The 22960-nt window shown below is 44.5% G+C and carries 25 protein-coding genes and 3 pseudogenes; 25 read left to right on the forward strand and 3 right to left on the reverse strand.

Features of this window, described 5'->3' with window-relative positions:
* Window positions 1-22 precede the first annotated feature (22 nt).
* Complete coding sequence (locus ABH899_RS24395) at window positions 23-211, forward strand: hypothetical protein (RefSeq protein WP_370001230.1); 189 nt, start codon at window positions 23-25, stop codon at window positions 209-211.
* 254 nt (window positions 212-465) lie between these two features.
* Here the strand turns inward: ABH899_RS24395 and ABH899_RS24400 are convergent, their stop codons facing one another.
* Window positions 466-795, reverse strand: a complete 330-nt coding sequence (locus ABH899_RS24400; RefSeq protein ID WP_170318612.1) for a helix-turn-helix domain-containing protein — start codon at window positions 793-795, stop codon at window positions 466-468.
* A gap of 331 nt (window positions 796-1126) precedes the next feature.
* Between ABH899_RS24400 and ABH899_RS24405 the strand changes: the two genes are divergently transcribed.
* From ABH899_RS24405 to ABH899_RS24420, 4 genes and pseudogenes are all read left to right on the forward strand, one after another.
* Window positions 1127-1492 (forward strand): hypothetical protein, encoded by a 366-nt coding sequence (locus ABH899_RS24405; protein WP_370001232.1) that lies wholly within the window; start codon window positions 1127-1129, stop codon window positions 1490-1492.
* Window positions 1479-1787 (forward strand): HNH endonuclease, encoded by a 309-nt coding sequence (locus ABH899_RS24410; RefSeq protein ID WP_370001234.1) that lies wholly within the window; start codon window positions 1479-1481, stop codon window positions 1785-1787. Before ABH899_RS24405 ends, ABH899_RS24410 begins: the two co-directional genes overlap by 14 nt.
* Window positions 1788-1970: 183 nt before the next feature.
* Window positions 1971-2237 (forward strand): annotated as a pseudogene (locus ABH899_RS24415) (P27 family phage terminase small subunit).
* Window positions 2224-2418, forward strand: a pseudogene (locus tag ABH899_RS24420) (terminase large subunit); the annotation flags it as partial. The pseudogenes ABH899_RS24415 and ABH899_RS24420, both read left to right, overlap by 14 nt.
* Window positions 2419-2522: 104 nt before the next feature.
* Here the strand turns inward: ABH899_RS24420 and ABH899_RS24425 are convergent.
* Together ABH899_RS24425 and ABH899_RS24430 are read right to left on the reverse strand one after the other, a co-directional pair.
* Window positions 2523-2672 (reverse strand): annotated as a pseudogene (locus ABH899_RS24425) (helix-turn-helix domain-containing protein); the annotation flags it as partial.
* Between the two features lie 10 nt (window positions 2673-2682).
* Window positions 2683-4332 (reverse strand): recombinase family protein, encoded by a 1650-nt coding sequence (locus tag ABH899_RS24430; RefSeq protein WP_370001236.1) that lies wholly within the window; start codon window positions 4330-4332, stop codon window positions 2683-2685.
* A 174-nt stretch (window positions 4333-4506) separates the two neighbouring features.
* Here ABH899_RS24430 and ABH899_RS24435 point away from each other — a divergent pair, with 174 nt between their 5' ends.
* From ABH899_RS24435 to ABH899_RS24530, 20 genes are all read left to right on the forward strand, one after another.
* Window positions 4507-4977 (forward strand): hypothetical protein, encoded by a 471-nt coding sequence (locus ABH899_RS24435; protein WP_370001238.1) that lies wholly within the window; start codon window positions 4507-4509, stop codon window positions 4975-4977.
* Between the two features lie 536 nt (window positions 4978-5513).
* Entirely contained in the window at window positions 5514-5876 is a 363-nt protein-coding gene (locus ABH899_RS24440) for an HNH endonuclease (protein WP_370001240.1), read from the forward strand.
* 64 nt (window positions 5877-5940) lie between these two features.
* Window positions 5941-7101 (forward strand): hypothetical protein, encoded by a 1161-nt coding sequence (locus ABH899_RS24445; protein WP_370001242.1) that lies wholly within the window; start codon window positions 5941-5943, stop codon window positions 7099-7101.
* A gap of 266 nt (window positions 7102-7367) precedes the next feature.
* A complete protein-coding gene (locus tag ABH899_RS24450) occupies window positions 7368-8081 on the forward strand; it encodes a restriction endonuclease (RefSeq protein WP_370001244.1) in 714 nt (237 codons plus the stop codon).
* A gap of 451 nt (window positions 8082-8532) precedes the next feature.
* Window positions 8533-8841, forward strand: coding sequence for an HNH endonuclease (locus ABH899_RS24455; protein WP_370001246.1), 309 nt, complete (start codon window positions 8533-8535; stop codon window positions 8839-8841).
* 182 nt (window positions 8842-9023) lie between these two features.
* The gene (locus tag ABH899_RS24460) at window positions 9024-9350 is read left to right on the forward strand and encodes a P27 family phage terminase small subunit (protein WP_370001248.1); all 327 of its coding nucleotides are present in this window, start codon (window positions 9024-9026) and stop codon (window positions 9348-9350) included.
* Window positions 9331-11109 carry a terminase large subunit gene (locus ABH899_RS24465; protein ID WP_370001314.1) on the forward strand — a complete coding sequence of 593 codons (1779 nt, stop codon included), beginning with the start codon at window positions 9331-9333 and terminating at the stop codon, window positions 11107-11109. The genes ABH899_RS24460 and ABH899_RS24465 overlap by 20 nt, the downstream gene beginning before the upstream one ends.
* Window positions 11109-12314, forward strand: coding sequence for a phage portal protein (locus ABH899_RS24470; protein ID WP_370001250.1), 1206 nt, complete (start codon window positions 11109-11111; stop codon window positions 12312-12314). The genes ABH899_RS24465 and ABH899_RS24470 overlap by 1 nt, the downstream gene beginning before the upstream one ends.
* Window positions 12311-13045, forward strand: coding sequence for a head maturation protease, ClpP-related (locus tag ABH899_RS24475; protein WP_370001252.1), 735 nt, complete (start codon window positions 12311-12313; stop codon window positions 13043-13045). The genes ABH899_RS24470 and ABH899_RS24475 overlap by 4 nt, the downstream gene beginning before the upstream one ends.
* Window positions 13046-13049: 4 nt before the next feature.
* A complete protein-coding gene (locus ABH899_RS24480) occupies window positions 13050-14297 on the forward strand; it encodes a phage major capsid protein (RefSeq protein ID WP_370001254.1) in 1248 nt (415 codons plus the stop codon).
* Window positions 14298-14303: 6 nt separating this feature from the next.
* A complete protein-coding gene (locus ABH899_RS24485) occupies window positions 14304-14555 on the forward strand; it encodes a head-tail connector protein (protein ID WP_370001256.1) in 252 nt (83 codons plus the stop codon).
* A gap of 9 nt (window positions 14556-14564) precedes the next feature.
* Window positions 14565-14834, forward strand: coding sequence for a hypothetical protein (locus tag ABH899_RS24490; protein ID WP_370001258.1), 270 nt, complete (start codon window positions 14565-14567; stop codon window positions 14832-14834).
* Window positions 14831-15160, forward strand: a complete 330-nt coding sequence (locus ABH899_RS24495) for a phage head closure protein (protein WP_370001260.1) — start codon at window positions 14831-14833, stop codon at window positions 15158-15160. The genes ABH899_RS24490 and ABH899_RS24495 overlap by 4 nt, the downstream gene beginning before the upstream one ends.
* Window positions 15153-15545 (forward strand): HK97-gp10 family putative phage morphogenesis protein, encoded by a 393-nt coding sequence (locus tag ABH899_RS24500; protein ID WP_370001262.1) that lies wholly within the window; start codon window positions 15153-15155, stop codon window positions 15543-15545. Before ABH899_RS24495 ends, ABH899_RS24500 begins: the two co-directional genes overlap by 8 nt.
* Complete coding sequence (locus ABH899_RS24505) at window positions 15542-15901, forward strand: DUF3168 domain-containing protein (protein WP_370001264.1); 360 nt, start codon at window positions 15542-15544, stop codon at window positions 15899-15901. Before ABH899_RS24500 ends, ABH899_RS24505 begins: the two co-directional genes overlap by 4 nt.
* A 2-nt stretch (window positions 15902-15903) precedes the next feature.
* The gene (locus tag ABH899_RS24510) at window positions 15904-16479 is read left to right on the forward strand and encodes a major tail protein (RefSeq protein ID WP_370001266.1); all 576 of its coding nucleotides are present in this window, start codon (window positions 15904-15906) and stop codon (window positions 16477-16479) included.
* A gap of 81 nt (window positions 16480-16560) precedes the next feature.
* On the forward strand, window positions 16561-16959 hold the full coding sequence (locus ABH899_RS24515; RefSeq protein WP_370001268.1) for a hypothetical protein: 399 nt from the start codon (window positions 16561-16563) through the stop codon (window positions 16957-16959).
* Complete coding sequence (locus tag ABH899_RS24520; protein ID WP_370001270.1) at window positions 16946-19228, forward strand: polysaccharide deacetylase family protein; 2283 nt, start codon at window positions 16946-16948, stop codon at window positions 19226-19228. The genes ABH899_RS24515 and ABH899_RS24520 overlap by 14 nt, the downstream gene beginning before the upstream one ends.
* A gap of 14 nt (window positions 19229-19242) precedes the next feature.
* Entirely contained in the window at window positions 19243-19545 is a 303-nt protein-coding gene (gene gpG, locus ABH899_RS24525; RefSeq protein WP_370001272.1) for a phage tail assembly chaperone G, read from the forward strand.
* A gap of 181 nt (window positions 19546-19726) precedes the next feature.
* Window positions 19727-22960: a phage tail tape measure protein gene (locus ABH899_RS24530; RefSeq protein ID WP_370001274.1), complete on the forward strand. Its 3234-nt coding sequence runs from the start codon at window positions 19727-19729 to the stop codon at window positions 22958-22960.

Consider the following 22960-nt stretch of genomic DNA (forward strand, 5'->3'; position numbering starts at 1 on the left):
CGATACGCGAGGAGGTTTTATCGTGAAAGACGTAATAATCGGGCTAGCAACCGCAATTCTTATAACAATAGCCGGCTATTTTGTCAAAGAAACCGTTAGCCTTTATTTTTTTGTTATTATCTTAGTTATTTCTTACGGTGTGGTCTGGGTTGTTGATAAGATAAGCAAATATATTTCGAAAGATAAAAAGAGTAAGCAATTTAAAGGTTGATGGAGGGTGACGGCCGCCATTGTTTAAATGCAGCTCAAAACACGTCAATCGCATATATCAAACCAAAGTCGTCCAATCTGGGCGGCTTTTTTATTTACTGCGGTGACGGAATAGGTAGACGTACTTTCGCTATGGTAAACAGTACGCTGATGGGCTTGCGGGTATAAGGCTCCAAGTTGGTACGGGTCCACGATAAAAACCCGTTAGCGAGAGGAAGCCATCATGTAGGGTGCAAATCCCTACCCGCAGTTGTATCACTCACCGCTTTTCGGTATCAGGTTAATTATCTGCAGAATACGCCGTTTGTCTTCTGTGCTTCTGTCCCGAAGGGCGGCAGTAACGGCAACGATAATATCGTCATCTTCTGTTCCGCTACTATTAAAGTTTAAAAGCTCCATGACTTCAACGTTAAGAGCTTGAGCTATTTTGGCAAGGTTCTCGAGAGTGATATTACGTTCGCCTCTCTCCATGCCGCCGAGGTAAACCATGTGTAAGCCAGCTCGTTCAGCAAGAGCTTCTTGAGAAAGTCCTTGAAGCTTACGTAATTCCCTGATACGGGCTCCTGTTAGTTTTAAAATGTCCAAGTTGCTAACCTCCCTGTAGGCTAGTGTAGACAAAAGCTAAGGGGAGCATAAGCATTCTATAAGTTTTAAACGTTGAAACGTATAAGTTTATGTTGTACAATTGGGAAAAAGTTCCATGAAAGGTGAAGCCATGAACTATGATCCCAATGTATTCAGGAATAACCGATATACACGCCGTAAGCCCCCTAACTTCCGGTATTACATAAAGCTCGGCCTGTTAATTGGTTACATGATTCTTGTAATCTGCGCAGTCGTCTATTTTGCTTTCACAAGTATATGAGCAGGTCACCCGAAAGGGTGGCTTTTTATTTTGTAAGGAGGCGAAGCAAGGATGATTAAGGCAAGGGTAAAAGAACTTGCTGAACTGTTGGTCTTCAGTGAGAAGTATGAAAACATGGAGCAAGCTGAACAAGCGATATGGGATTTGGTAAATGGGCCTATGGATAAGGTAAGAGACGACATAAAGTACAAGTATCTCATCAGCGCCCGTACATACAGCGTAGCTGCAAGTATTGCGCAAGAACGAGGACTGAAACGAAGCCAGTGGCTTTACGTGTCCGATCCAAGAGGTAGGTCGTCCGCACCTGATGGCGTGAGAACAACAAGGGATAGGTTAATCGGCAGGTTCAGTGAGCAGGAGATATGTAGTCTTACTGGATGGGCAGAATCCAGAAAAGTGTGCGATGAAGAAAGTTAACCCATTCTACAAGACCGCGGCATGGCTCAAGTGTAGAGAAGTAGCATTGATTCGGGATAACTATCTATGCCAGTCGTGTTTGAAGAACGATCGTCTTGTATCTGCTGAGGTTGTCCACCATATCAAAGAGCTGGAGCTATACCCGGAGCTTGGGCTAACACTGGATAACCTAGAGAGTGTATGTGCATCGTGCCATAACAAGCTGCATCCAGTGAAGGGAAAAGGGAAGAAGCCTGATGTTAAGAAACGCAGGGCAAGAGTGATCGAAGTGAAAGCAAACATTGAGAGGTGGTGACCAGATGTTCGACGCTCAGAATTGATTTGTAAGGCGCTCTGATGTTCAGAGGAATAAATACCATTCCCATAACGTTGCAAGCCCCCCCTGCCCCTAATTCTGGAAGCGAGGGGCAGGGGGGACCGGAGGCGGTGCTTCGTTTGTTACGCGGATAACATTTCTATATGAGCGGGGGGTAAGCCGGTGGCTGTACCTACTGCAAAACGGATTCGCGAATACTTGGGCGACTCATATAAGGAGTCAGATGAAGAGTTGATCAAGCTCTATCTGGAGACTCATCAGTTTTACAGGCGACTTCAAGCTTAGGTGAAAAACTCCAAGCTCATGTATGAGTATACGAACAAAGCAGGGGCCACAAATTTGGTGAAAAACCCCCTGTCAATTGAGCAAACTAAGACCGTTCAAACGCTTAATAATCTGTTAAAATCCCTGATTCAGAGAAAATCATAAAGGTATCTTCCTTGCCAAAACATTTAGTCAAATGGAGCCATGAGCTTCAGACAGCGAGAAGCCTAACGGTGTGAATAAGCATCTTAGAATCTTTGACGAGATGCACGAATTTAAGGATTTCAAGCTTATCAATGTCAACAAAAACTCATTGGGTTTCCGACAGCAGCCCTTAATCATGTTTTAAAACTAACCCCCCAAAAAACACAACCCCAAACAAGAAAAGACCTTCCGTTATCCTTAGAGGATGACCGGAAGGTTTTCTGTGCCCTGGCAAGGGTGGCTGCGTCAGATTTTTAGCTCCCCGAGCTTGATTAGCTCGACTACCGCCTGTGAACGACCTTTTACATTCAACTTTTGCATGACATTCGAGATATGGTTACGCACGGTCTTCTCGCTGATAAAAAGCTGCTGTGCGATATCCTTCGTCGTTTTGTCATATAAGTACTCATAAAACCAAAATATCAGATTTAAGTATATCGTATTTTAACACGGGATATATAACATGTTTAGCCGGGATACTCCCCCGCCCTTTTTCTAACACCTCAATTTGGACATGATCAAATACCTTGCGCAATATGGAATTTTTACTGGCTTTATCTTCACCGCAAGCATGATAAGATTCAAGTATGGATCCGAATTTATCCTTTATTTTTTCGTAGTCGACTTGAGGTTCCTTTTCAATTAATTGCTCCTGTACTTGAGGGTTAGACATTTCTTTTAACCGCAACATTTCTTTATCGATCTCGGATTTTCGCTCCACGAACATTTCATCTGTATAGATTCCACTCTCATATTTCTCGTAGATGAATTTAAGTCTATTTGAGAGTTCCTTTGTGCGTCTCTCTACAAACCCCGATATGTCCTCCAAATTGGCGTTCCCTGCCGTTTTTTTCTCGCCGATCATTTGATTAAGAATCGGTTGCATTAACTCTGAATCTAATTCTTGTATGTATTTTAATGTATGTAATAGATCCTCTTCAATTGATTTGTATTTGACCATTACACAACCGTTTGTTGCACAGCGTAGAAATTCTTTATTGTATGTAGTAATCTCGCCGGTCTTTTTTGATTTGTACTGTTGTTTTTGTACTTGTCGTATCATTTTAAGACCGCATACCTTACAAACAGGAAGTCCGGTCAATTCATACGCGCTGTAGTCCATCCTTACTCGGGGCCTGTAGGTTCCTGGGTCTGTTAGCTTGCTTTGGACTTTCAGCCACAATGTTTCATCAATGATAGCTTCATGAGCGTCTACGATAATAATATGTTCTTCAGCAGGGCGAGGGACTGTTTTTCCTTCAACGTTTGTAGTAGTCCGGTATTTTATAACCCCTATGTAGCACTCATTTGACAGCATGTATTTGATGTTATCAGGACGCCAGCCATCATTTCCAAGTGGCGTTTTTATGCCAATCCGTCTTAGATAAGTAGCAATAGCTCGTACACCGGCGTCTTTAGTCTTACCATTGCTCAATGGAATTCCAGTAGCATAAAGATTAAAGATTAATCGAACGACCACAGCCTCCTCATCGTTGATTACAAGCTTCGTGGATTGAGTATCGAGATAATACCCGAAAGGAGGTTTGCCAGCCATCCATTTACCTTCTAGGGCTTTAAGTACGCGTCCACCCGATAGACGTTCCCTTGTGGTTTCGAATTCCTCCCGACTCATAAACAATTCAAAACGAATTTGACGTAAATCAGCCTGATTTTTCGGGTCATAAATTTTCCAAGGCGTGATGACATATATTCGTCTTTCCACTATGAGGTCATAAATGATTCCCATGTCTGTATAAGACCCACGGCCCATACGAGATATTTCTTTAACCGCTATTGCTTGGTAAATTCCGGCGCGCAAGTCTTCAATAACACCTTGGAAAACTGGGCGAGTCGAAATTTTGTCTCCAGACCCGATCTCTGCTCTTTGGACAAAGGGAATCCCAAGGGGATTGAGTACGCTGTCCATTAAATCTTTCTGTGATTTGAGCGTATCTTCACCAGTTCGTTTTTCTAGCTCAATATCCTGGCGTGATTTTCTGAGATAGTTAAGTATGTTTTCGATACCAAGTTCGAGCAGATACTCTCTTTTTAACATTGGATAAGCACTCCCGATTCTTTGGGTAATAATTTTGGTGTGTACTTAAATTATAGAGTTAGGGGAAAGACAATAAAACAACTTTTTTCGTACGAATAATAGATTTTATTAATCGCTCATTTGGCTTTGAACGTGTTATATTTATAGCATAGGAAATAAAGAGAGCAGCCCGAGTTGATCGGTGCTGCTTTTTGTTTAAAAAAAAGTCACAATAGAACTTTTTTTGAAGGAGTGGAAAAAGAGAAAAAGGAATTATTATTAAAAAAGGAGGGGAAATATATGGGATATAAGGGACATATTACTGAACCGTTGGTTATTGGATGCTGTCTGGATATGATAAGCGATATCCAAAATACAATCGGTAAGAAGATTAGAATTGGCACAACGGCTAACTATCCAACTAACGAAATTGATTACACATTAATAGACGCCAATGTACAGAGTAATGGGCATGGAGTTATTATTAACTTCTCATTAAAAGACGGGCAGGGTACTTATTCTTCAATTTCGATTAAAAATATTAAAAGCTTTGAGTATGATATAAACTTAAATCACAAAAAATACTGGGTTTGTTTTTCAGACGATCCATTAACTACGGAAGTTCAGCATGGAAAAGATAACTACCGATTCTTTCTATTCGACTAAATTTTCGCCTCTGAAGCACCTGCGGGCGCTTTTTTTTTATGCTCGATACCACTCCTAATATCTACTCAAAAATTAACAATATAATAAACAATGTAGCCAACAAAGCTAGAAAACGCCACAATGCTTTATAAATAAGGGTTTACTGTTTCCTTTCTCAAAGAACCAACAAAGGCATTAACAATCGAATTAACAGGCTTCTAACAACTAACAAGAATGATCTAAGAAATATATATAAAACATATGTATTTTGCTCTAAATCAGGATGACCATTTACAATGGTGTTACTACATTAACTCGCTTCAACTGGTATTAATGCATACATTAACTACACAAAAGAAAAGAAATTAAATTAAATAAAACATACATAGTCATGACCACTCGGATCATGACTTTTTGCCATGCCTTTAAAATTGATTCTAAGGTGTTTTATGTGCTGGATATGTGAATGGTCGTTTGGAGATAGAAAACGCCAAATAGACGGCATTATGTTCGCCTGATGACGAAATAAAGGATATGTTTGGAAAGAAAGTGAGGATATGCCGCCAAAAGCGAGAAAACCGTGCAACTCTCCGTACTGTCCAGAACTTACTACTGAACGATATTGCGATAAGCATGCCAAAGAGAAACAGCAGCTACAAGATCGACAGAGAGGAACAGCAGCATCGAGAGGATACGGATATAAGTGGAGGCAATCAAGATTGCAGTACCTCCAGCAACATCCACTCTGCGTACATTGCAGGGAAAAGGGGAAACTAGAATCGGCCACGGTCGTTGACCACATCGTGCCACACAAAGGGGATATGGTGCTGTTTTGGGATCAAAGGAATTGGCAACCGCTGTGTGCAACATGCCATAGCGTTAAGACGGTGAGAGAAGTTGCGTTTAGGAAGAGAAAGTAATGGCTCAAATGCAATATTAGGTGTAAGATATTGGTACAAGAATAAATAAACGAAGGTGATTATCATGGCAGATGATTTGCATACAAGTGGTGACTATAAACAACAGGTTATTGCGACAGTTAATGAAATTTATCCTAAATATATCCAAAAGGAGATACTGGCCAAGCTGGACAAACTGGACCTTGTTAAATTGAAAAAGAATCAGGCGACTAAACCAAGTGATGCAGTAGATTTAACAGATGTTCAAGAAGATGATCAATTAATAAGAGGATTGGAAAGTGATAACGTACTTAAGGAAATTGAGAAGCGAGAGTTTTTTAAGTCTTATCATTTTGCTGCTATATTTAATGCTACGCCAAAAGACGATAACATATTTACGGAACTCGAAAAAAGTACAAAAGTCGTGAATTTTAAATCTCCTGATTACAAACATGATGCTATATTTGACAACCAGTTGGAATCAGCTAAGACAATTCCAACACGGTTAGGCATCGGGAATGTCTCACTTCTTAAATTCAGTAAACTGCTCACCGGATATACTCAAACAGGCGAGAAAAGACAGATCAAATATAACGTATTAGGCGTATACTTTAGTCATTTGGGAGTTTTAGAAATAAGGTTTGATAAAGTAAGAAATATTTTCCAACAAGAAGATGAGCTTTTTTATCACAATCAAGTAGAGTTTGTTGTTAAGTGGTTTAGAGAGGTTGCGAAATTTGAACTTGAAAACATTAATCTTGCTGCAATAATCAATTTCATTAACAAGAAGGATCAAGATGAAGTTATTATTCACTCTCAAGCGATGAGTATGAGCACTGGTGCAAAGGCGGAACTCTATACTGGACAGACAGGAAATTCAGTTCTCCCACTACTCGGAGAACTAAAAGAGTTGATTCGTCTACATGAAGATTTGTTTGAAGAGTCTCCTAAAATTAAAGATATATTGGACAAGTTCATTGCAGAAACAGAGTCCACTTCTGATCTACCCTGGATATCATTAAGGTGGAAGGGTGACGATAAAAATGAAGGAACTGTAGTGAAGTTTAGGCATAATTATGAAAATAAAGGGTATACTTTACTTAGTTATTATGGGCGGCAAACTATAATGGAGAAGATGGATTATGTCACCAAATATATTATCGATAATAGAAAAGAGCTTGAAAGGATTGAATCTGATATCGCAGAAGAAATTGGAGAAACTGCTCGTGATAATCCAGCCGTTTAAAAAAAATAACTATATCTATCCTGGCGTCTTGATAAGAGAGTTGAATATTGATATGTCATTAGCATATCAAATACTTAATGTGATAATGAACCATGGGATCTTGACTGTTAATTATGAAATTTATTGCCATAGCTGCAGTAGATTTACCGGACAGATATTTGAGACAATTAGCGAGATCCCTCAAGAAATAGAATGCTTTGAGTGTGAAGATGTAAAGCCACTTAATCCTTTAACTTCAAGTATTGTAGTTTTCAAGGTACTATGCGATGAATAACCAGGGATTTTCTATTGAAGAATATCTTGAAAGATTGGATTATAAAGAACAGGCTTACAAGGAATTGACAAGGCTAAAAGATTCAGTGTTGAACGATTATAAAATTTTACTTGATGAACTTATTGAAGTTAACTCTAAAACAGAAGCTCAAGGAGAGAATATAAAATCCCAAAAAGGAAAAGCACTCGAGAATTTAGTTACTTTTCTCATAAAAAGTACTGGATTATTTGAAGTCCACACTAATATCAGAACAGATACCAATGAAATAGATCAAATACTCGAACTGAGCTTTCGTGGAAAACATTTCGAAAAGTATTTACCCTTTGATGGTCAATTGTTTTTATCAGAATGTAAAAACTATAAAGGTAAAGTCAGTGTCACATGGGTTGGAAAATTTCATTCACTGCTGGTCTCCAATTCTACGAGGTATGGATTTTTATTTTCATATCACGGATTTACTGGTAAGGAATGGAGGGATGCTACAGGACTGACAAAAAAGTTGTTTCTTCTTAAAGAGAAAATGGCTGAAAAGGTATATATCCTCGATTTTAATATTAGTGATTTCCATCTAATTTTAAATGGCCATAGCTTTTTGGAGATTATAGACGCTAAAATCAAAGCATTAATAACTTCGACAAGTATTGAACAATATCTAAATTTAATACACCCTGCTCTCGAGGGACCAATAGAGCAAAAAAGCACATAGTATGTGCTTTTTTTGTTTATCATTAGTTTTTTACAGGAGTGTTTTACCACGGCCACCTAATCAGGTGGTTTTTATTTTAAACAAGGGGGCGAACCAAGAGTGATTAAAACAAGGATAAAAGAACTTGCGGAACTAATGGTCTTTAGCGGGAAGTATGAAAATATGGATCGAGCTGAACAAGCTCTATGGGATGTGGTGAGTGGGCCTATGGATAAGATAAGAGACAACCTAGAGTGCCCTTATCTTATCAGCACCCGAACATACAGTGTAGCTGCAAGTATTGCACAAGAACGAGGGTTGAAACGAAGCCAGTGGCATTACGTGTCCAACCCTAGAGGTAGGTCATCCGCACCCGATGGAGTGAGAACAACAAGGGATAGGTTAATCGGCAGGTTCAGTGAGCAGGAGATAGTTAGTCTTACTGGATGGGCAGAATGCAGAAAAGTGTGCGATGAAGAAAGTTAACCCATTCTACAAGACCGCGGCATGGCTCAAGTGTAGAGAAGTAGCATTGATTCGGGATAACTATCTATGCCAATCGTGTTTGAAGAATGATCGACTTGTATCTGCTGAGATCGTCCACCATATCAAAGAGCTGGAGCGATACCCGGAACTTGGGCTAACACTGGCCAACCTGGAAAGCGTGTGTGCATCGTGCCATAACAAGCTGCACCCCGAAAAGGGGAGAGGGAAGAAGTCGGAGCGTAATGAACGCAAGGCGACGGTGATTGAAGTGAAAGCAAACATTGAGAGGTGGTGACCGGATGTTCGACGCTCAGAATTGACTTGTAAGGCGCTTTGATGTTCAGATGAACAAATCCCCATTCCCATAACGTCACAAGCCCCCCTGTACCTAATTCTGGAAGCGAGGGGCCCTAGGGACCGGGGGCGGTGCTTCGTTCGTTACGCGGACCATTTTTTCATGAAAGGGGGGTAAAGCCGGTGGCTGTACCTACTGCAAAACGGATTCGCGAATACCTGGGCGACTCATATAAGGAGTCAGATGAAGAGTTGATCAAGCTCTATCTGGAGACTCACCAGTTTTACAGGCGGCTTCAAGCTGAGGTGAAAAACTCCAAGCTTATGTATGAGTATACGAACAAGGCGGGGGCCACAAATTTGGTGAAAAACCCCCTGTCAATCGAGCTAACAAAGACTGTTCAAACGCTTAACAACCTGCTGAAATCTCTTGGGCTCACACCGGCTCAGCGTAAAAAGGTGGGAATGGGTGTGAATACAGATGACGGCGATGATTTCGACGACTTCTAGTCCCACAGTTATTCAAAAGTGGTATCAGGAATGGCACAGAGAACAGGTGCAGAAGCGTCATATACATGTAGATTTTTCTCCAGGTCTGCTTACAACTTGGTATGCAGAGCGGGTTGTCGCGGGGGATATTACAGCTTGCAAAAAAGTCATTCAGGCTTGCCAAAGGCACTTGAGTGACCTGAAAAGGCAAGGGACAGAGGAATTTCCCTACATTTTTTGCGAAGAACATGGTCACCGACCAATTAAGTTTATCGAAAAGTATTGCAAGCCCTCCAAGGGTGATTATGATAAATTGGTCCTCCAGCCGTGGCAGCATTTCGCGCTAGGTTCAATGTATGGTTGGATTCATAAAGATACCGGGCTCCGTCGCTTCCGCGAGGGGCTTATTTTTATTGGTCGGAAGAACGGGAAAACGACAAAAATCTCTGGTGTATCGCTCTTTTCCTCGTCTAAGGACGGGGAAGAAGGCGCACGGGTTTACGTTCTGGCGAACACCAAGCAGCAGGCCGGGGAGCTGTTCGACGAATCCCGAGCAATGGTTAAGAAGTCCCCAGCGCTGAAAAAGCGGTTCAGGGAAAACCAGAAGGGTATTTTCTTCGCCAAAACGTTCAGCCAGATTGAACCGCGCGCCTCAGACAGCGAGAAACTAGACGGTCTGAACACCCACCTTGGAATCTTCGACGAGATCCACGAGTTTAAAAACTTTAAGCTCATAAACGTTATCAAGCGGTCATGGTCGGCCCGTAAGCAGCCGATGGTCATTTACATTACGACGGCGGGTTATCAGCTTGACGGACCGCTGATGGAGTATTACGAAATTGCTACGGACGTACTAGCCGGGGAAACGGATCAGGAACGAAAGTTTTATTTCATGGCTGAGCTGGATGACGTGAAAGAAATCGAAAATCCGGCAATGTGGATCAAGGCCAATCCGAATATTGGCGTGACGCTGAATCTCCCGGAATTAGTTCAGGATTTCAACACAGATCGGCACGTACCGCAAGAGTATAACGACTGGGTGACCAAGCAATTCAATCTGTTCATGAATAACAGCGAACAGTCTTTTGTCACACCTGAAATCTTGAACAGGAATAAAAAAATGGTTCCTGTAGAAGAGCTTGAGGGCCAAGGTTGCATCGGAGGATTCGACCTTTCGGACAGTGAGGATCTTACAAGCGCTTGTCTTGAGTTCCCATTTCAAGAAACAGGAGAAGTGCTTGTACTTTCGCATTCTTGGGTGCCGGAAGCGAAAGTGCGGATGGACAACGAGAAGATTCCATATCGAGAGCTTGCGAAAACCGGGCTGCTCACTATCGTCCCGGGTGAATACGTCAAAAAAGAGTACGTCTACGATTGGTTTGTGGAGCAGTCAAAACGCTTCTCAATCGAAAAAATCATGTATGACCCGGCCAAGGCATTCCAGCTCGTCGAAGCGCTCAGAGCTTACGGGTTTGAAATGGAAGTTGTGCGGCAAGGGCAACTCACACTAGGGCCGGCTGTTGACGATGCAAAAGAACTGTTTATTGACGGCAAGGTGATATTCAATAGGAATCGGCTATTTAGGTGGTATGTAAATAACGTGAAGCTTGGCAACGATCCGAAGCGTGACAGGTTGCCAAAAAAACAGGGTCGCTACCGTAAAATTGACGGTTTCGCGGCCTTTATTAATGCTCACGTAGAAGTCATGAAGAAAATTTCCGTACCGGCTCCGACCGGTAAAGTCGAGTATGTATCAATGAGCAGCTTGCTGGGGAGGTGATGGCAATCAAATTACGGCAGCGAATACGAATGTTTTGGGATTTAGTCCGGAACAAAGCCTCTGACTACGGCGGTTTTGCTAAGTGGTTTTCGCCTAAAAACATCTTTATCGGACGTGGTGGCAACGCTCTTGCAAACAATGAAACGATTTTCGCCGCAATCTCAAGACTCTCGAATGCGATGGGGACCTTACCTTTAAAGCTGTACAAGGACTTCAAGCCCGTTAGCACCCCGATTTCCGATCTGATTTCCAATGCGCCAAATGGTAATATGACCAGTTTTGACTTTATTCGGACGCTTGAGGTACACCGGGACAGCTATGGTAATGGATACGCGCTCAAAAAGTACGACTCACGCTATCAGGTCGAAGCTCTTGTGATCCTGGACCCGGCCAAGGTGGAGCCGGTAATCGAAAAGGACACACTGGACCTTTGGTATGAGATCAACGGAGACAAGGGAATTTATTTCGTTCACAACATGGACATGATCCACGTTAAGCACATCCATACAACCGGCTACAAGGGTATAAATCCCATCGACGTGCTTGCCAATACGGTCGATTTTGACAGCAAAGTGCGTAAATTTAGCCTGGATCAGATGGATATGTCCATTACGGCGAGCTTCATCCTCAAGATGGCGACTAACCTTAGTCCAGAAAAGAAGAAAGAAATACTGGACAACTTCCGTAGCTTCTACCGGGATAACGGGGGCGTCCTGATACAGGAGACTGGTACGGAAATCACTCCAATTGATCGCAATTTCCTTGATACTAAGGTATTTGAGGTCGAGAAGGTAACAAAATCCCGCGTGGCAACAGTATTCAACATGCCGCTGCACATGGTTGGGGAAACCGAAGGATCAAGCTTTAGCAGCATGGAGCAGCTATCCCTTGAATTTGTGCAAGGAACCTTGCTTCCGATCGTAAGGCAATATGAACAGGAATTTAATCGAAAACTGCTAACCGCTCAAGAGCGCCAAAGAGGACTTTATTTAAAGTTCAATCTTGGCGCTCTTTTGCGTGGTGACACACAAACACGCGGCGAGTTCTATTTCAAAATGATTCGGTCCGGGGTTTTCAAGCCGAATGAAGCGCGAGCGTGGGAAGAGCTGCCTCCTGAAGAGGGCGGCGAGAAACTTTATATCAGCGGCGACCTTTACCCGATTGATACACCTGTCGAGCAGAGGAAGGGGGTGAAAACCGAGTGAAGAAACGGTTCTGGGAATTCCGAAATGCAGTTAATAACGTTGGCGAATTGTACGTTTATGGGGAGATTACTTCTTCGAAATGGGAAGATAGCGAAACCACAGCCCAGAGTTTTAATCAGGACCTTCAAGCCTTGGGAGATATTCGGATACTGAACGTTTACATCAATTCTCCCGGCGGTGAAGTAGCACAGGGTCAAGCTATTCACACGATTCTCAAGCGACATAAAGCTCATGTGAACGTTTATGTCGATGGAGTGGCAGCTAGTATTGCATCAACAATTGCTATGGCCGGCGACACCATCTATATGCCAAAAAACACCATGATGATGCTACATCTACCTTGGACAATAGCGATGGGAAATGCATCTGACTTTCGAAAGACAGCAGATGATCTTGAAAAAAGGACAGAAAGCTTGATCGAGGCTTATCTTAGCAAAACGGGTGAATCTTTGAGCCGAGAAAAGTTAGTCGAAATCTTGGAGGCTGAAACCTGGCTTACAGCTCAAGAATGCTTTGATTATGGTTTATGTGACGTGATCGTTGAAGCGAAAGAGCTTGCCGCATGCTCTGACATGGACATTCTTGCCAAGTTCTCAAACGTTCCCGAGTCGCTTATTCAAACTCTTAAAAAGCCGGAATCGGCTGCAATGAGCCAAGAAGATCGACAAAAGCTGATCGAAGAATCGAAAACCAACATCCTTACGTTAGATCAAATCCTGGGAGGTATGTAACCCTATGAAAAAACAATTCCGTCTGAAATTGGACATTCAAAACTTCGCCAGTGGCGGCACGCTCTATCTGAAATTGGACATTCAAAACTTCGCCAGTGGCGGCACGCTCTATGATATTAAGGCAAAGCTCTCTACGGTTGGTGATCAGCTCAAAGCGGTTGAAAATCAGTTGCTTGATAAGCTGGCTAATCCGGCAGTTGCAATGACTGAGATCAACGAACTGAAGAACCAAAAAAACGATCTGCAAGAACGTTTTAGCCTTCTGAAAGAGCAGCATGATCGGACTGAGCAGGAACAGCAAGCAAAGCTTAATCGCGATAACCCGGCAGCCTTTGCGGTAAATGATAAAGAAAAACTTGTTGCGGCTAAAGCGGAATTTATCCGGGCTACGATCCAAGGGCGGCCCATCTCCCAAGACGCACAAAATGCTCTTCGAGCGCTCCCGGGTAACAATCCAACAGGCGGAGATAAGTTTTTGCCGACAACTATGACAAATGAGCTCATCTCGGAACCTCTTGTCAAAAATCCACTTCGCAAACTTATCCGCACTTCAAATATTAAAGGGCTGGAGCTTCCTAAGATCGCCTTTACGCTTGACGATGATGACTTTATCACGGATGAAATGATGGCAAAGGAGCTTAAACTCAGCGGTGACAAAGTAACATTTGGACGCCATAAATTTAAAGTATTTGCCCCCATCTCTGATACGGTTATGCACGGGTCAGACCTTGACCTTGTGAATTATGTTGAGGATGCGCTACGTTCCGGTCTTGCAGCTAAGGAAAAAAAGGTTTCCTTCACCGTAACTCCTAAAACCGGTGAGGAGCACATGAGCTTCTATTCCACACAAAATGCAATTGCCCAGGTCCCAGGTAAAACCATGTATGATGCTATCATTAATGCTCTTGCTGCTCTTCACGAAGATTATCGCGAAGTTGCAAGTATCACCATGAGATACACCGATTTTATCTCGATGGTCAAAGATCTAGCTGGCCCTAACGGTTCTTTTTACGAGGCGGCACCTGAGCGTGTCTTTGGAAAGCCAATTGAGTTTTCTGATTCGGCAGTTAACCCGATCGTTGGTGCTTTTGGAAAGGCACAGCTCAACTATGACGGGGAACCAATTTACGAGACGGACAAGGATGTTAAAACAGGCGATTACCTCTTCGTTTTAACAGCTTGGTTCGACCAACAAATCCTGCTGAAATCCGCTTTCCGCATCGCTAAGGTCGTTCCAGCACCAACGCCTTAATGAAATATGGAACTTACTCTGGATGAGCTGAAGAAATATCTCCGTATCGACGGCAGTGAGGATGATGACATTCTCGCTTTTTTGGTGTTGGCTGCAAAGGAATATTTGCTAAATGGCGGCATCCCTGAATCCAATCAAGCGCGGTATAAACTCGCGGTCATGGTTTATGTCGCGTTGTATTTCGAGAACAGGGACCCGGCCATGAAGATCGACAAGCTCAACGTCACGCTGGAAAGCCTGATTTTACAATTAAAGTGAGGTGGCAACATGAAATACTCTGTGCTGGAAGAGTTTATCGACTATCAAACGAACGAATACTATCCGGCTGAATCGGAATACGAGACGAAGGACCCTGCTTGGGCCAAGCGGCTTCAAACACTTGGGCATCTCGGCGACGAGATAAAAGGCGATCCTAGCGATGACCGCCTAAAGCATGTCGGCGGCGGCAACTTCGAACTGCCAAATGGTGAGAAGGTCCGGGGCAAGGAAAACGCGCTCGAAGCTCTTGAAAAGCTTGAGAAGGACGAGAAGAAATGAATTCTGGCGCTCTAAGGCATCGAATTACCCTGCAAAAGAAGGAAACAGGCAGCGACGACGAGGGTCTTCCGTTAGTTAATTGGATAGACTTTGCGTCCGTTTCTGCCGCAATTGAGCCGCTAAGAGGCCGGGAATATTTTGCTGCGGCTGCTGCAAATGCTGAGAGCACGATAAAGGTCCGTATCCGCTATCGTCAGGGCGTCACAGCTGATATGCGGGTGCTTTATAACGGGCGTATACTTGAGGTTCAGTCCCCGCCTATTGACCCATTCGAGCGTCACAAAGAGTTGCATTTGATGTGCAAGGAGGTAGCCGGTAATGGCTGATATGCAGTTAGATGGTATGGATCAACTCCTTAACCGGCTGCAATTGATGGGCCGGAAAGCCTCCGCCATTGAAAACGAAGCTCTACTCTCGGGTGCGGAGATTATCCAGGATGCGGCTAGCAAACGTGCACCCCGAAGCAGTGCAAGTAAAGACCACTTGGCCTACAATATTATTGTGGGTGAAGTTAAAAGGCGGCAGGGTATGAAAATCATAGAAGTTGGGCCGACTCTGGGTGATAACTCAGAGTTTTTTTATGGAAAGTTTCATGAATTCGGAACCTCCAAGATGCCAGCCCATCCTTTTATGGGGCCTGCCGCGGCTGAATCACAGGGACGTGTCTTGGAGGCTATGAAGCGGGTGGTAAGGAGTGGGCTTGGCTTATGATCGACGTAAAGCCCGAAATACTCGAAGCGCTGAGGAATAACGCTGCGCTTACTGCTTTGCTGGGGGGCGAGCGGATCTATCAATTGGTTGCTCCCAATGCAGATGAGTTTCCCAGGATCACATTTTTCGAAATGAGCAACTTTGGCAGTCAGTATGCGGACGACACGGAGAGTGCGAGCGAAATCCTTGTACAAGTCGATGTATGGAGCAAGGGAAGTACATCAAAAATTGCTCCTGAGGTGGACCGCACCATGAAGCAAATCGGATTTAAACGAACCTCAACCGCAGACCTATACGAAGCTGACACAAAAATATATCACAAGGCGATGAGATACACGACGACAAGGGAGGTTTGACGATGGCGGGAGTACAAGTAGGCTTAAATAACCTACATTTTGCCAAATTGACCAAGGACGACGATAGCGGGGCTGTTTATGAGACTCCGAAAAGGATTGCCGGTTCGATTATGGCTAAGATATCACCGAAAATGAATACTGAAACCCTTTATGCAGATGACGGGCCCTCCGAAACGGCAACGGCGCTCGGAGAAATTGAAGTGGAGTTTGAAGTCAAGGACCTTCCGCTAGAGATCCAAGCCGAAGTTCTTGGACACACCCTGTCCAAAGGAGTACTGATTAAAAACGCAGATGATACCGCACCTTATCTGGCAATTGGTTTTAAATCCAAAAAAACAAACGGCCACTATCGCTTTGTTTGGCTCTATAAAGGACGATTCGAGCTGCCTGAACAGGAATTTAAGACGATGGAAGACAAACCATCGTTCCAAACGCCAAAGGTAAAAGCGAAATTTGTAAAGCGTGAGTACGACAATATCTGGCAAGTCATGGGTGATGAAGATGTAAGTGGATTTACAGCCGGTGATACATGGTTCAGCCAAGTTTACGATCCTCATGGTACGGTCCCAAACCCGTAACGGTCTTCTTGTCCCCATCCCAGACAATCCGCATCTGACAGGGAGACCGTTCTCACAAAATAAAAAATGGTGGTGAATACAATGGCAGTTAATGCTAGTCAACTCGCCCGTGATAAGGATGCTTTACCGGTACCACAGTATTACAATCCGGCAGCGGGGCAATTCGAACCGTTGCATGGATCTGGTGGGGCAACTTATACCCAGATAAAGGGGAGCGATTCCTTAGAAAGTGGACTGCTCAACGTCTCCACGCCTGGAACCAGAATCAAGTTTCCGAATGTGCCGTGCAGAGAAGTCATGATTATCGCCAGAAGGGGCAATACAGGCTTCATTTACATTGGGGGTGCTGATGTATCCAGTTCGAAGTTTGGAGCTGAATTGGGGCCGCTGGACAGCGTAAATATTGCCGTATCGAACGCGAGTCTGCTTTACCTTGATGCCTCGATTGCAGGGGAGGGCGTCTCGTATGTTATCGTTTAGGCCAGCCCCAACAAAAGGAGGTGGAGGTGGAAGCGGACCGGTCAAGCGTGAAGCGATTGTAGTAGCTGCCACTGACTCCCCCAATCCGCTGAAGCTAACCGCCGATTATGTTTGCACAGGGACTAACGATCAAACAACCATCCAGCAAGCCATGAATGAAGGTGCCGGTGGACGTGTGGTTTTGCTTAACGGCACTTATATCAAATCTTCTACAGCAGGAATTGCGATTAAATCGAATACGGAAGTTGAATTGATTGGGAACGCAACTGTAAAACTCGCGAGTGGAGTGAATGCAGATGCGTTTCTTTTTGCAAATGACGATCAGGTAAACGGGAATAGCGGCATTGTAATCCGTGGCGGATACCTGGATTGCAATATGCAAGGCAATACTGCCGGTAGCCAAAGAGCAATTAATTTTGTCAAAGTAAGCCGAAGCTCCGTTGATACTCACATCGATAATTTTAACCACCTTGAATATCGATTCCGTGAGAGCGATGGCGTTAAGTATACGAACCGGAAATTGAACGTTCCACCTGAAGTGATTAACGACTGCGAAGACTTTACCGGCTGGACAGTATCGGGTGGTACAAGGGAACTGGTCACCAGTGACTATATTACCGGGGCAAATTGCCATAGGTATACATCCACGGCGGGAACCTCCGTTCTTTTGAATTATGATTTACCGCACCCAACCGACTTTTACCACTTCAACTTGGATTTTTGGCTCAAGCTAGAAGGTAGTCTGTCGGATTTTGCAGAGATCCGCTATATCGTATACAACTCGCTCTCTCCATCGATGTATTTTCAGTGCGTGCAAGCGAATCCATCAACTGCGCCAGTTTACGGTACAAGCATTGTTAACCGCACGTATACGGCTAATCACTGGCATAACGTTGTGGTTTCCCCGGCTTCTTATAATTCTATTTCTGGCACCGGCGGGTTAGCGGAATTAAAGCAAATCAAGCGCATAGCCATTAAAATTACTCCGGCACCTGGGAAGGTAGTAAGCTTCCGATTGGACAACATCAGACGCACGCCGGTCGCCATGAAACCCACCTTTAGTTATCAGCTTGACGATGCATTGTTGAGCCAAATGGACATGCCGCGCATGCTTGGTAAGTATGGGTATCGCGGGAGTATCGGAGTTATTGCCGGATACACCGATGTAAACACCTCAACGTACATGTCGCTCAATCAGCTTCGTGAGGTGTACAACCGGGGAGCCGAGCTGGTTTCTCATACATTCACACATACAGAACGAATTCCCGAATACTCCGATGATGAGTTAGATTTTGATCTGACCTATTCCGTCAATTACCTTCAGTCACATGGACTTGGGCCGGGATACAATTTTTTGATCATCCCCCGGCATTACACCGATGGCAGGATGAATCTTAAAATCAGGGACATGTTTCGAGCGTATCGGAATATTTTCGTGTCTGAAACCTTATCTACGAAGCAGCCTTTTATTGATCAGTTCGGCGGCCGTCCACAAATGTCGTTTCTGTTCGATAAAATTGATTCCTTCTCAGAAAATGAGTATATCCGGTGGCTTCTGGCCACTCACTCGTGGGTTGTGGTGTACGGACATGAATTTGACGATCAGATAAAAGTTACGACAGAACAATTCTGCCAATACGCTTATGACAACGGGGTTGAATTCAAGACATTCGGGGAAATTTTCGGTGTGCCGGAGGAACGTAAAACAATTAAGGGGTTTGGCACCAATACGGAAACTCTTAAGGTGACTATAGCTCCGGGTACGACGAACATCTTGGGGGAAACGGCCCTTGTATCAACGGCTCTTACTCCAACCGCACAGCCTGATATTCCAAGGACCTTGAATGTATCGCTTAAAAACACCAACGCAGCGGCTGTAGATATAGCGGCATGCACTGTGACCATAACGGGTTATGACGCCAAAGGATTGCTCCTTCAGGATATTGTTACGTTTGCTGCAAAAACTGGCCTAGCTGCCGGGGCCAATTACACGATTGCAAGCAATGTGGCTTTTTCTAAAATTAATTCCATTCAATGCGACGCAACAACTCAACCGACTGGCGTTTCGATTACGGTAGGCCTTGGGTCAGGACTCGCTTTGTCAAAACCAATATTCCGATTGTCAGATATCATTGCTGCGACCAAGAACGGCAATCCATTAACGATTAGCTCGTCGACATGGCGTTATTTTGTTCTAAATGTCGGGCCGCTTGCAGTCAATGACACATTTACCTTTACGTATCGCAGTTTGTACGCCAAATTATCCTGATGGGAGTAGATAACATGCAACTTACTTTAAAAATCAAGGGTGCCGACAAGATTTTCGTCGCACCATTCATCAGCGGTCTGATGCTCCGCCGGGCACTGGAACTCATGAAATCCAACAAGATCAATGACCTTGACGCCGAGACGTTGGATGAGCTTGTGCAGTTTGTTGTTGATCTCTACGGCGGCCAGTTTACGGTAGACGAGCTTTACGCAGGTGTCGAGTCTACCGAACTGGTGCCGGTTATTTCAAATAGCATATCCGGCGTCATTAACAAAACTAACAAAGCAACGGAGCCTTTGCAGGACCCAAACGTATAATTGAGGATGCCGATCCTCTTGAATTTATATATGAGCTGTATATTTCTCTTTTTGAACAAGGATGGACCATGCCTGAGATCGACCGCATGGACATCCTTTTTTATTTTGAGCTGCTTGCTTATAAGAGTTCACCAAAAGAACAGCTAGGTTACATTGATCAGGTGCTGTAGGGGGTGAGGTGATGGCACAAGAAGAGGTAGGTAATCTAGTTGTCCGCGTCGGGCTGGACGGGACGGGATTCCAAAACGGAGTGTCTGGCTTAAACCGGCAACTCAAAGTGGTTCAGAGTGAATTCCAAGTTGCGGCTACCAAGCTTGGAGATTTCGGCAACAGTACGGAAGGTTTAAAGCTTAAAGCTGACTCCCTGACAAAGCAAATGGAGCTCCAGAAGCAGAAAGTGGATGCCCTGCAGTCGGCCTACGATAAGTCAGCAGCAGCAAAAGGGACAGACGCTAAGGCTACCCAGGACCTTGAAGTCAAGCTGAACAAAGCTCAAGCTGAACTGAACAAGATGGACACGGAACTGAAACAAACCTCCGCTGAACTGAAGTCGCATTCTTCTCTTGTTGCAAAGCTGGGAAAAGATTATCAGGAGTCTTTCGACCAAGCAAAGCTCTCCATTGGCAACAGCTTCGATGTGATTAAAAAGGCCGGTGTGGGAATTACAGCGGCTGGAGCGGGGATCGCGGTAGGTTTAGGCGGCGCTGTCTCTAAAGCGGCAGATTTTGAACAGGCGATGAGTAACGTGAAAGCGGTCATGGCTCCTGATGAGATTGTGAAGTTCGGCGGAGAACTTCAAAAGCTTGCTATCCAAATGGGGGCGGACACGAAATATTCAGCGACTGAAGCCGCCAAGGGTATTGAAGAACTCGTAAAAGCCGGTGTCTCAACTGAACAAATCTTAAGTGGCGGTTTGAGCGGGGCTTTGTCACTTGCAACCGCCGGTGAATTGGAACTGGCTGACGCTGCTGAAATTGCATCAACAGCGCTCAATGCTTTCAGAGACGATAACCTTTCAGTCATGGATGCAGCAGATATACTGGCCGGAGCAGCGAATGCTTCGGCTACAAGTGTTGGTGAACTCAAATTTGGTTTATCGGCAGTATCAGCGGTTGCGGCGGGAGCGGGATTAAGCTTCATGGATACCTCGGATGCCCTCGCAGTTTTCGCTCAGAACGGCTTGAAAGGATCAGACGCAGGTACATCTCTTAAAACTATGATCATGAATCTACAGCCAAGCACGCGCGCCCAGACTAACGAATTTGACCGGCTGGGGTTGATCACCTATGACACGACCAAAGCAATCGAATTTTTACGGGAAAAGGGCATGAAACCCATGTCTAATACCGTGGATGGCGTTGGTGATGCCCTGCGAAAATATGTGCAACAAATGATGGGCGTCAAGAAATGGAACAAGGATTGCGACGAAGAGTTGGAAGCGTTGGAAAGGCAATTGAGCTTCACGCAATCTGCTTTTTTCGATTCTACAGGAAGCATTAAATCAATGTCTGAGATAGCCGAATTGCTAAAGACAAGTCTTTCCGGACTGAACGATGCTCAAAGGCTTCATGCGCTTGAGGTCATGTTTGGCTCCGATGCTATCCGTGCCGCCAACATCCTTTATAAAGAGGGAGCTGACGGCGTTAACGCGATGGCGGACGCCATGAAGAAAGTTACGTCTGAACAAGTTGCCGCTGAGAAGATGAACAACTTAAAGGGGGCCGTTGAACAGCTCAGTGGGTCATTTGAAACGGCTATGATCTCAATCGGAAATGCCTTTCTTCCCATGCTTAAATCTTTGGCGGAAGGCTTGGGGAAAGTAACTGACGCATTCAATGGACTTTCACCAACCACACAAACGGTTATTGCTGTGTCCGCAGCTATTGCTGGAGCGTTGGCTTTAATAGCTGGTCCAATTCTAATGATTGTCGGCATGATTCCAATGATCTCTGCCGGATTTGCTGCTCTGTCTGTAGTGGCGGCGCCAATCGGTATTATTGTTGGGATTGTGGCTGCTTTGGCTGCCGGGGCTTACTTGGTGATCACAAATTGGGGGCCAATAAAGGAGTTTTTTATTGGGCTCTGGGAAGGGATAAAGTCCGTCTCAATATCAGTTTGGGAAGGGCTAAAGCAGTTCTTCAGCGATACCTGGGCGGCAATGACGAACACCACACAAGAAATCTGGAATGGAATAAAAACTTTCTTCATGAACCTTTGGAACGGGTTAAGAGACTTCCTAACGGCCACATGGAACGGGATCAAGTCCGTAGCCGAAGCCGTCTGGAATGCCTTGTCTAGTGCTGTTATGGCAATTGTAAACTTCTTTGTAGACCGGGCTATGACCTTATTCAACAACATGAAAGAGGGCTTATCAAAAATCTTTGAGGGAATCAAAATGTATTTTACGGCGGTTTGGGACATTATCAAGAACATCTTCCTTGGAGCGATCTTGCTAATTTTAGACCTCGTGACCGGGAATTTCGAAGATATGAGCAGCCATGCTGAACAGATTTGGAACAATCTGAAGGATGCTTTTGGTCGGATCTGGGAGGCAATAAAGCTTGTGTTCTCAGGGTCACTCCAAGCGATAGGCGGCTATGTCAAAACAGTCTTCAACGAAATAAAAACGGTTGTTACTACGGTCATTACTGCCGTAACCAACTTCCTTAAAACCGCTTGGGACGCAATATATAATGCGGCTTCAACAGCGTGGAATACCTTTTACGAGACTGTTAGTTCCATTGTTAAGAAAACGGTCGATTGGATCCGAAACGAGTGGAATGCAATGCTTCAGTTCTTTTCCGAGTTGCCTGGCAAGTTGAAGCAATATGGAATCGACATGTTTAACTCCCTTCGGGACGGCATCAGCAGCGTAATAGGGAACGTTAAAACAGCCGTAGTTGAAGGTATGCAAGCGGCGATTGACTTTATCAAGGATCTACCCAACCAAGCACTCCAATGGGGCAAAGACATTATTAATGGCATGATCAACGGAATCAAATCCAAGATGAACGATTTGCGCAACTCTATTTCCGATATGGTCAACAGCGTAAAGAGCGGTATAACAGGGATGCTTGGCATCAATTCACCCTCACGCGTGACGACAGAATACGGCCAGTACACGACACAAGGGTTTGCAATCGGTATGGCGCAGGAAATCGGACGAATAACCAATAGCGCTAGGCAAATTGCAGCCGCCGCGATCCCTCAATTTAACCGCACCACATTGCCGAGTTTTGCTGCTGCAGGTTATCCGCAGGTCGCTCCTGCTTTTGGTGCCGTTGGCTCTCAAGGTGGAGGCGGCAATTTTACGCAAAACATTACGATTAACAGCCCGAAACCGCTAAACCCAGCGGAGACAGCAAGACAAAACAGACTTGCCAGCAGACAACTTGCCATGGAGTGGAGGGGGTAG

Origin of the sequence: Paenibacillus sp. RC84, assembly GCF_041260495.1 — a bacterium.
In the GTDB taxonomy this organism is placed as follows: Bacteria; Bacillota; Bacilli; order Paenibacillales; family NBRC-103111; genus Paenibacillus_F.

Coding starts and splice junctions, on each gene's coding strand:
- ABH899_RS24440 (WP_370001240.1), top strand. CDS start 5,514: ATGCCGCCAAAAGCGAGAAAACCGTGCAACTCTCCGTACTGTCCAGAA.
- ABH899_RS24410 (WP_370001234.1), top strand. CDS start 1,479: ATGAAGAAAGTTAACCCATTCTACAAGACCGCGGCATGGCTCAAGTGT.
- ABH899_RS24480 (WP_370001254.1), top strand. CDS start 13,050: ATGAAAAAACAATTCCGTCTGAAATTGGACATTCAAAACTTCGCCAGT.
- ABH899_RS24530 (WP_370001274.1), top strand. CDS start 19,727: ATGGCACAAGAAGAGGTAGGTAATCTAGTTGTCCGCGTCGGGCTGGAC.
- ABH899_RS24510 (WP_370001266.1), top strand. CDS start 15,904: ATGGCGGGAGTACAAGTAGGCTTAAATAACCTACATTTTGCCAAATTG.
- ABH899_RS24505 (WP_370001264.1), top strand. CDS start 15,542: ATGATCGACGTAAAGCCCGAAATACTCGAAGCGCTGAGGAATAACGCT.
- ABH899_RS24455 (WP_370001246.1), top strand. CDS start 8,533: ATGAAGAAAGTTAACCCATTCTACAAGACCGCGGCATGGCTCAAGTGT.
- ABH899_RS24520 (WP_370001270.1), top strand. CDS start 16,946: ATGTTATCGTTTAGGCCAGCCCCAACAAAAGGAGGTGGAGGTGGAAGC.
- ABH899_RS24515 (WP_370001268.1), top strand. CDS start 16,561: ATGGCAGTTAATGCTAGTCAACTCGCCCGTGATAAGGATGCTTTACCG.
- gpG (WP_370001272.1), top strand. CDS start 19,243: ATGCAACTTACTTTAAAAATCAAGGGTGCCGACAAGATTTTCGTCGCA.
- ABH899_RS24465 (WP_370001314.1), top strand. CDS start 9,331: ATGATTTCGACGACTTCTAGTCCCACAGTTATTCAAAAGTGGTATCAG.
- ABH899_RS24495 (WP_370001260.1), top strand. CDS start 14,831: ATGAATTCTGGCGCTCTAAGGCATCGAATTACCCTGCAAAAGAAGGAA.
- ABH899_RS24405 (WP_370001232.1), top strand. CDS start 1,127: ATGATTAAGGCAAGGGTAAAAGAACTTGCTGAACTGTTGGTCTTCAGT.
- ABH899_RS24490 (WP_370001258.1), top strand. CDS start 14,565: ATGAAATACTCTGTGCTGGAAGAGTTTATCGACTATCAAACGAACGAA.
- ABH899_RS24470 (WP_370001250.1), top strand. CDS start 11,109: ATGGCAATCAAATTACGGCAGCGAATACGAATGTTTTGGGATTTAGTC.
- ABH899_RS24450 (WP_370001244.1), top strand. CDS start 7,368: ATGAATAACCAGGGATTTTCTATTGAAGAATATCTTGAAAGATTGGAT.
- ABH899_RS24430 (WP_370001236.1), bottom strand. CDS start 4,332: ATGTTAAAAAGAGAGTATCTGCTCGAACTTGGTATCGAAAACATACTT.
- ABH899_RS24445 (WP_370001242.1), top strand. CDS start 5,941: ATGGCAGATGATTTGCATACAAGTGGTGACTATAAACAACAGGTTATT.
- ABH899_RS24485 (WP_370001256.1), top strand. CDS start 14,304: ATGGAACTTACTCTGGATGAGCTGAAGAAATATCTCCGTATCGACGGC.
- ABH899_RS24500 (WP_370001262.1), top strand. CDS start 15,153: ATGGCTGATATGCAGTTAGATGGTATGGATCAACTCCTTAACCGGCTG.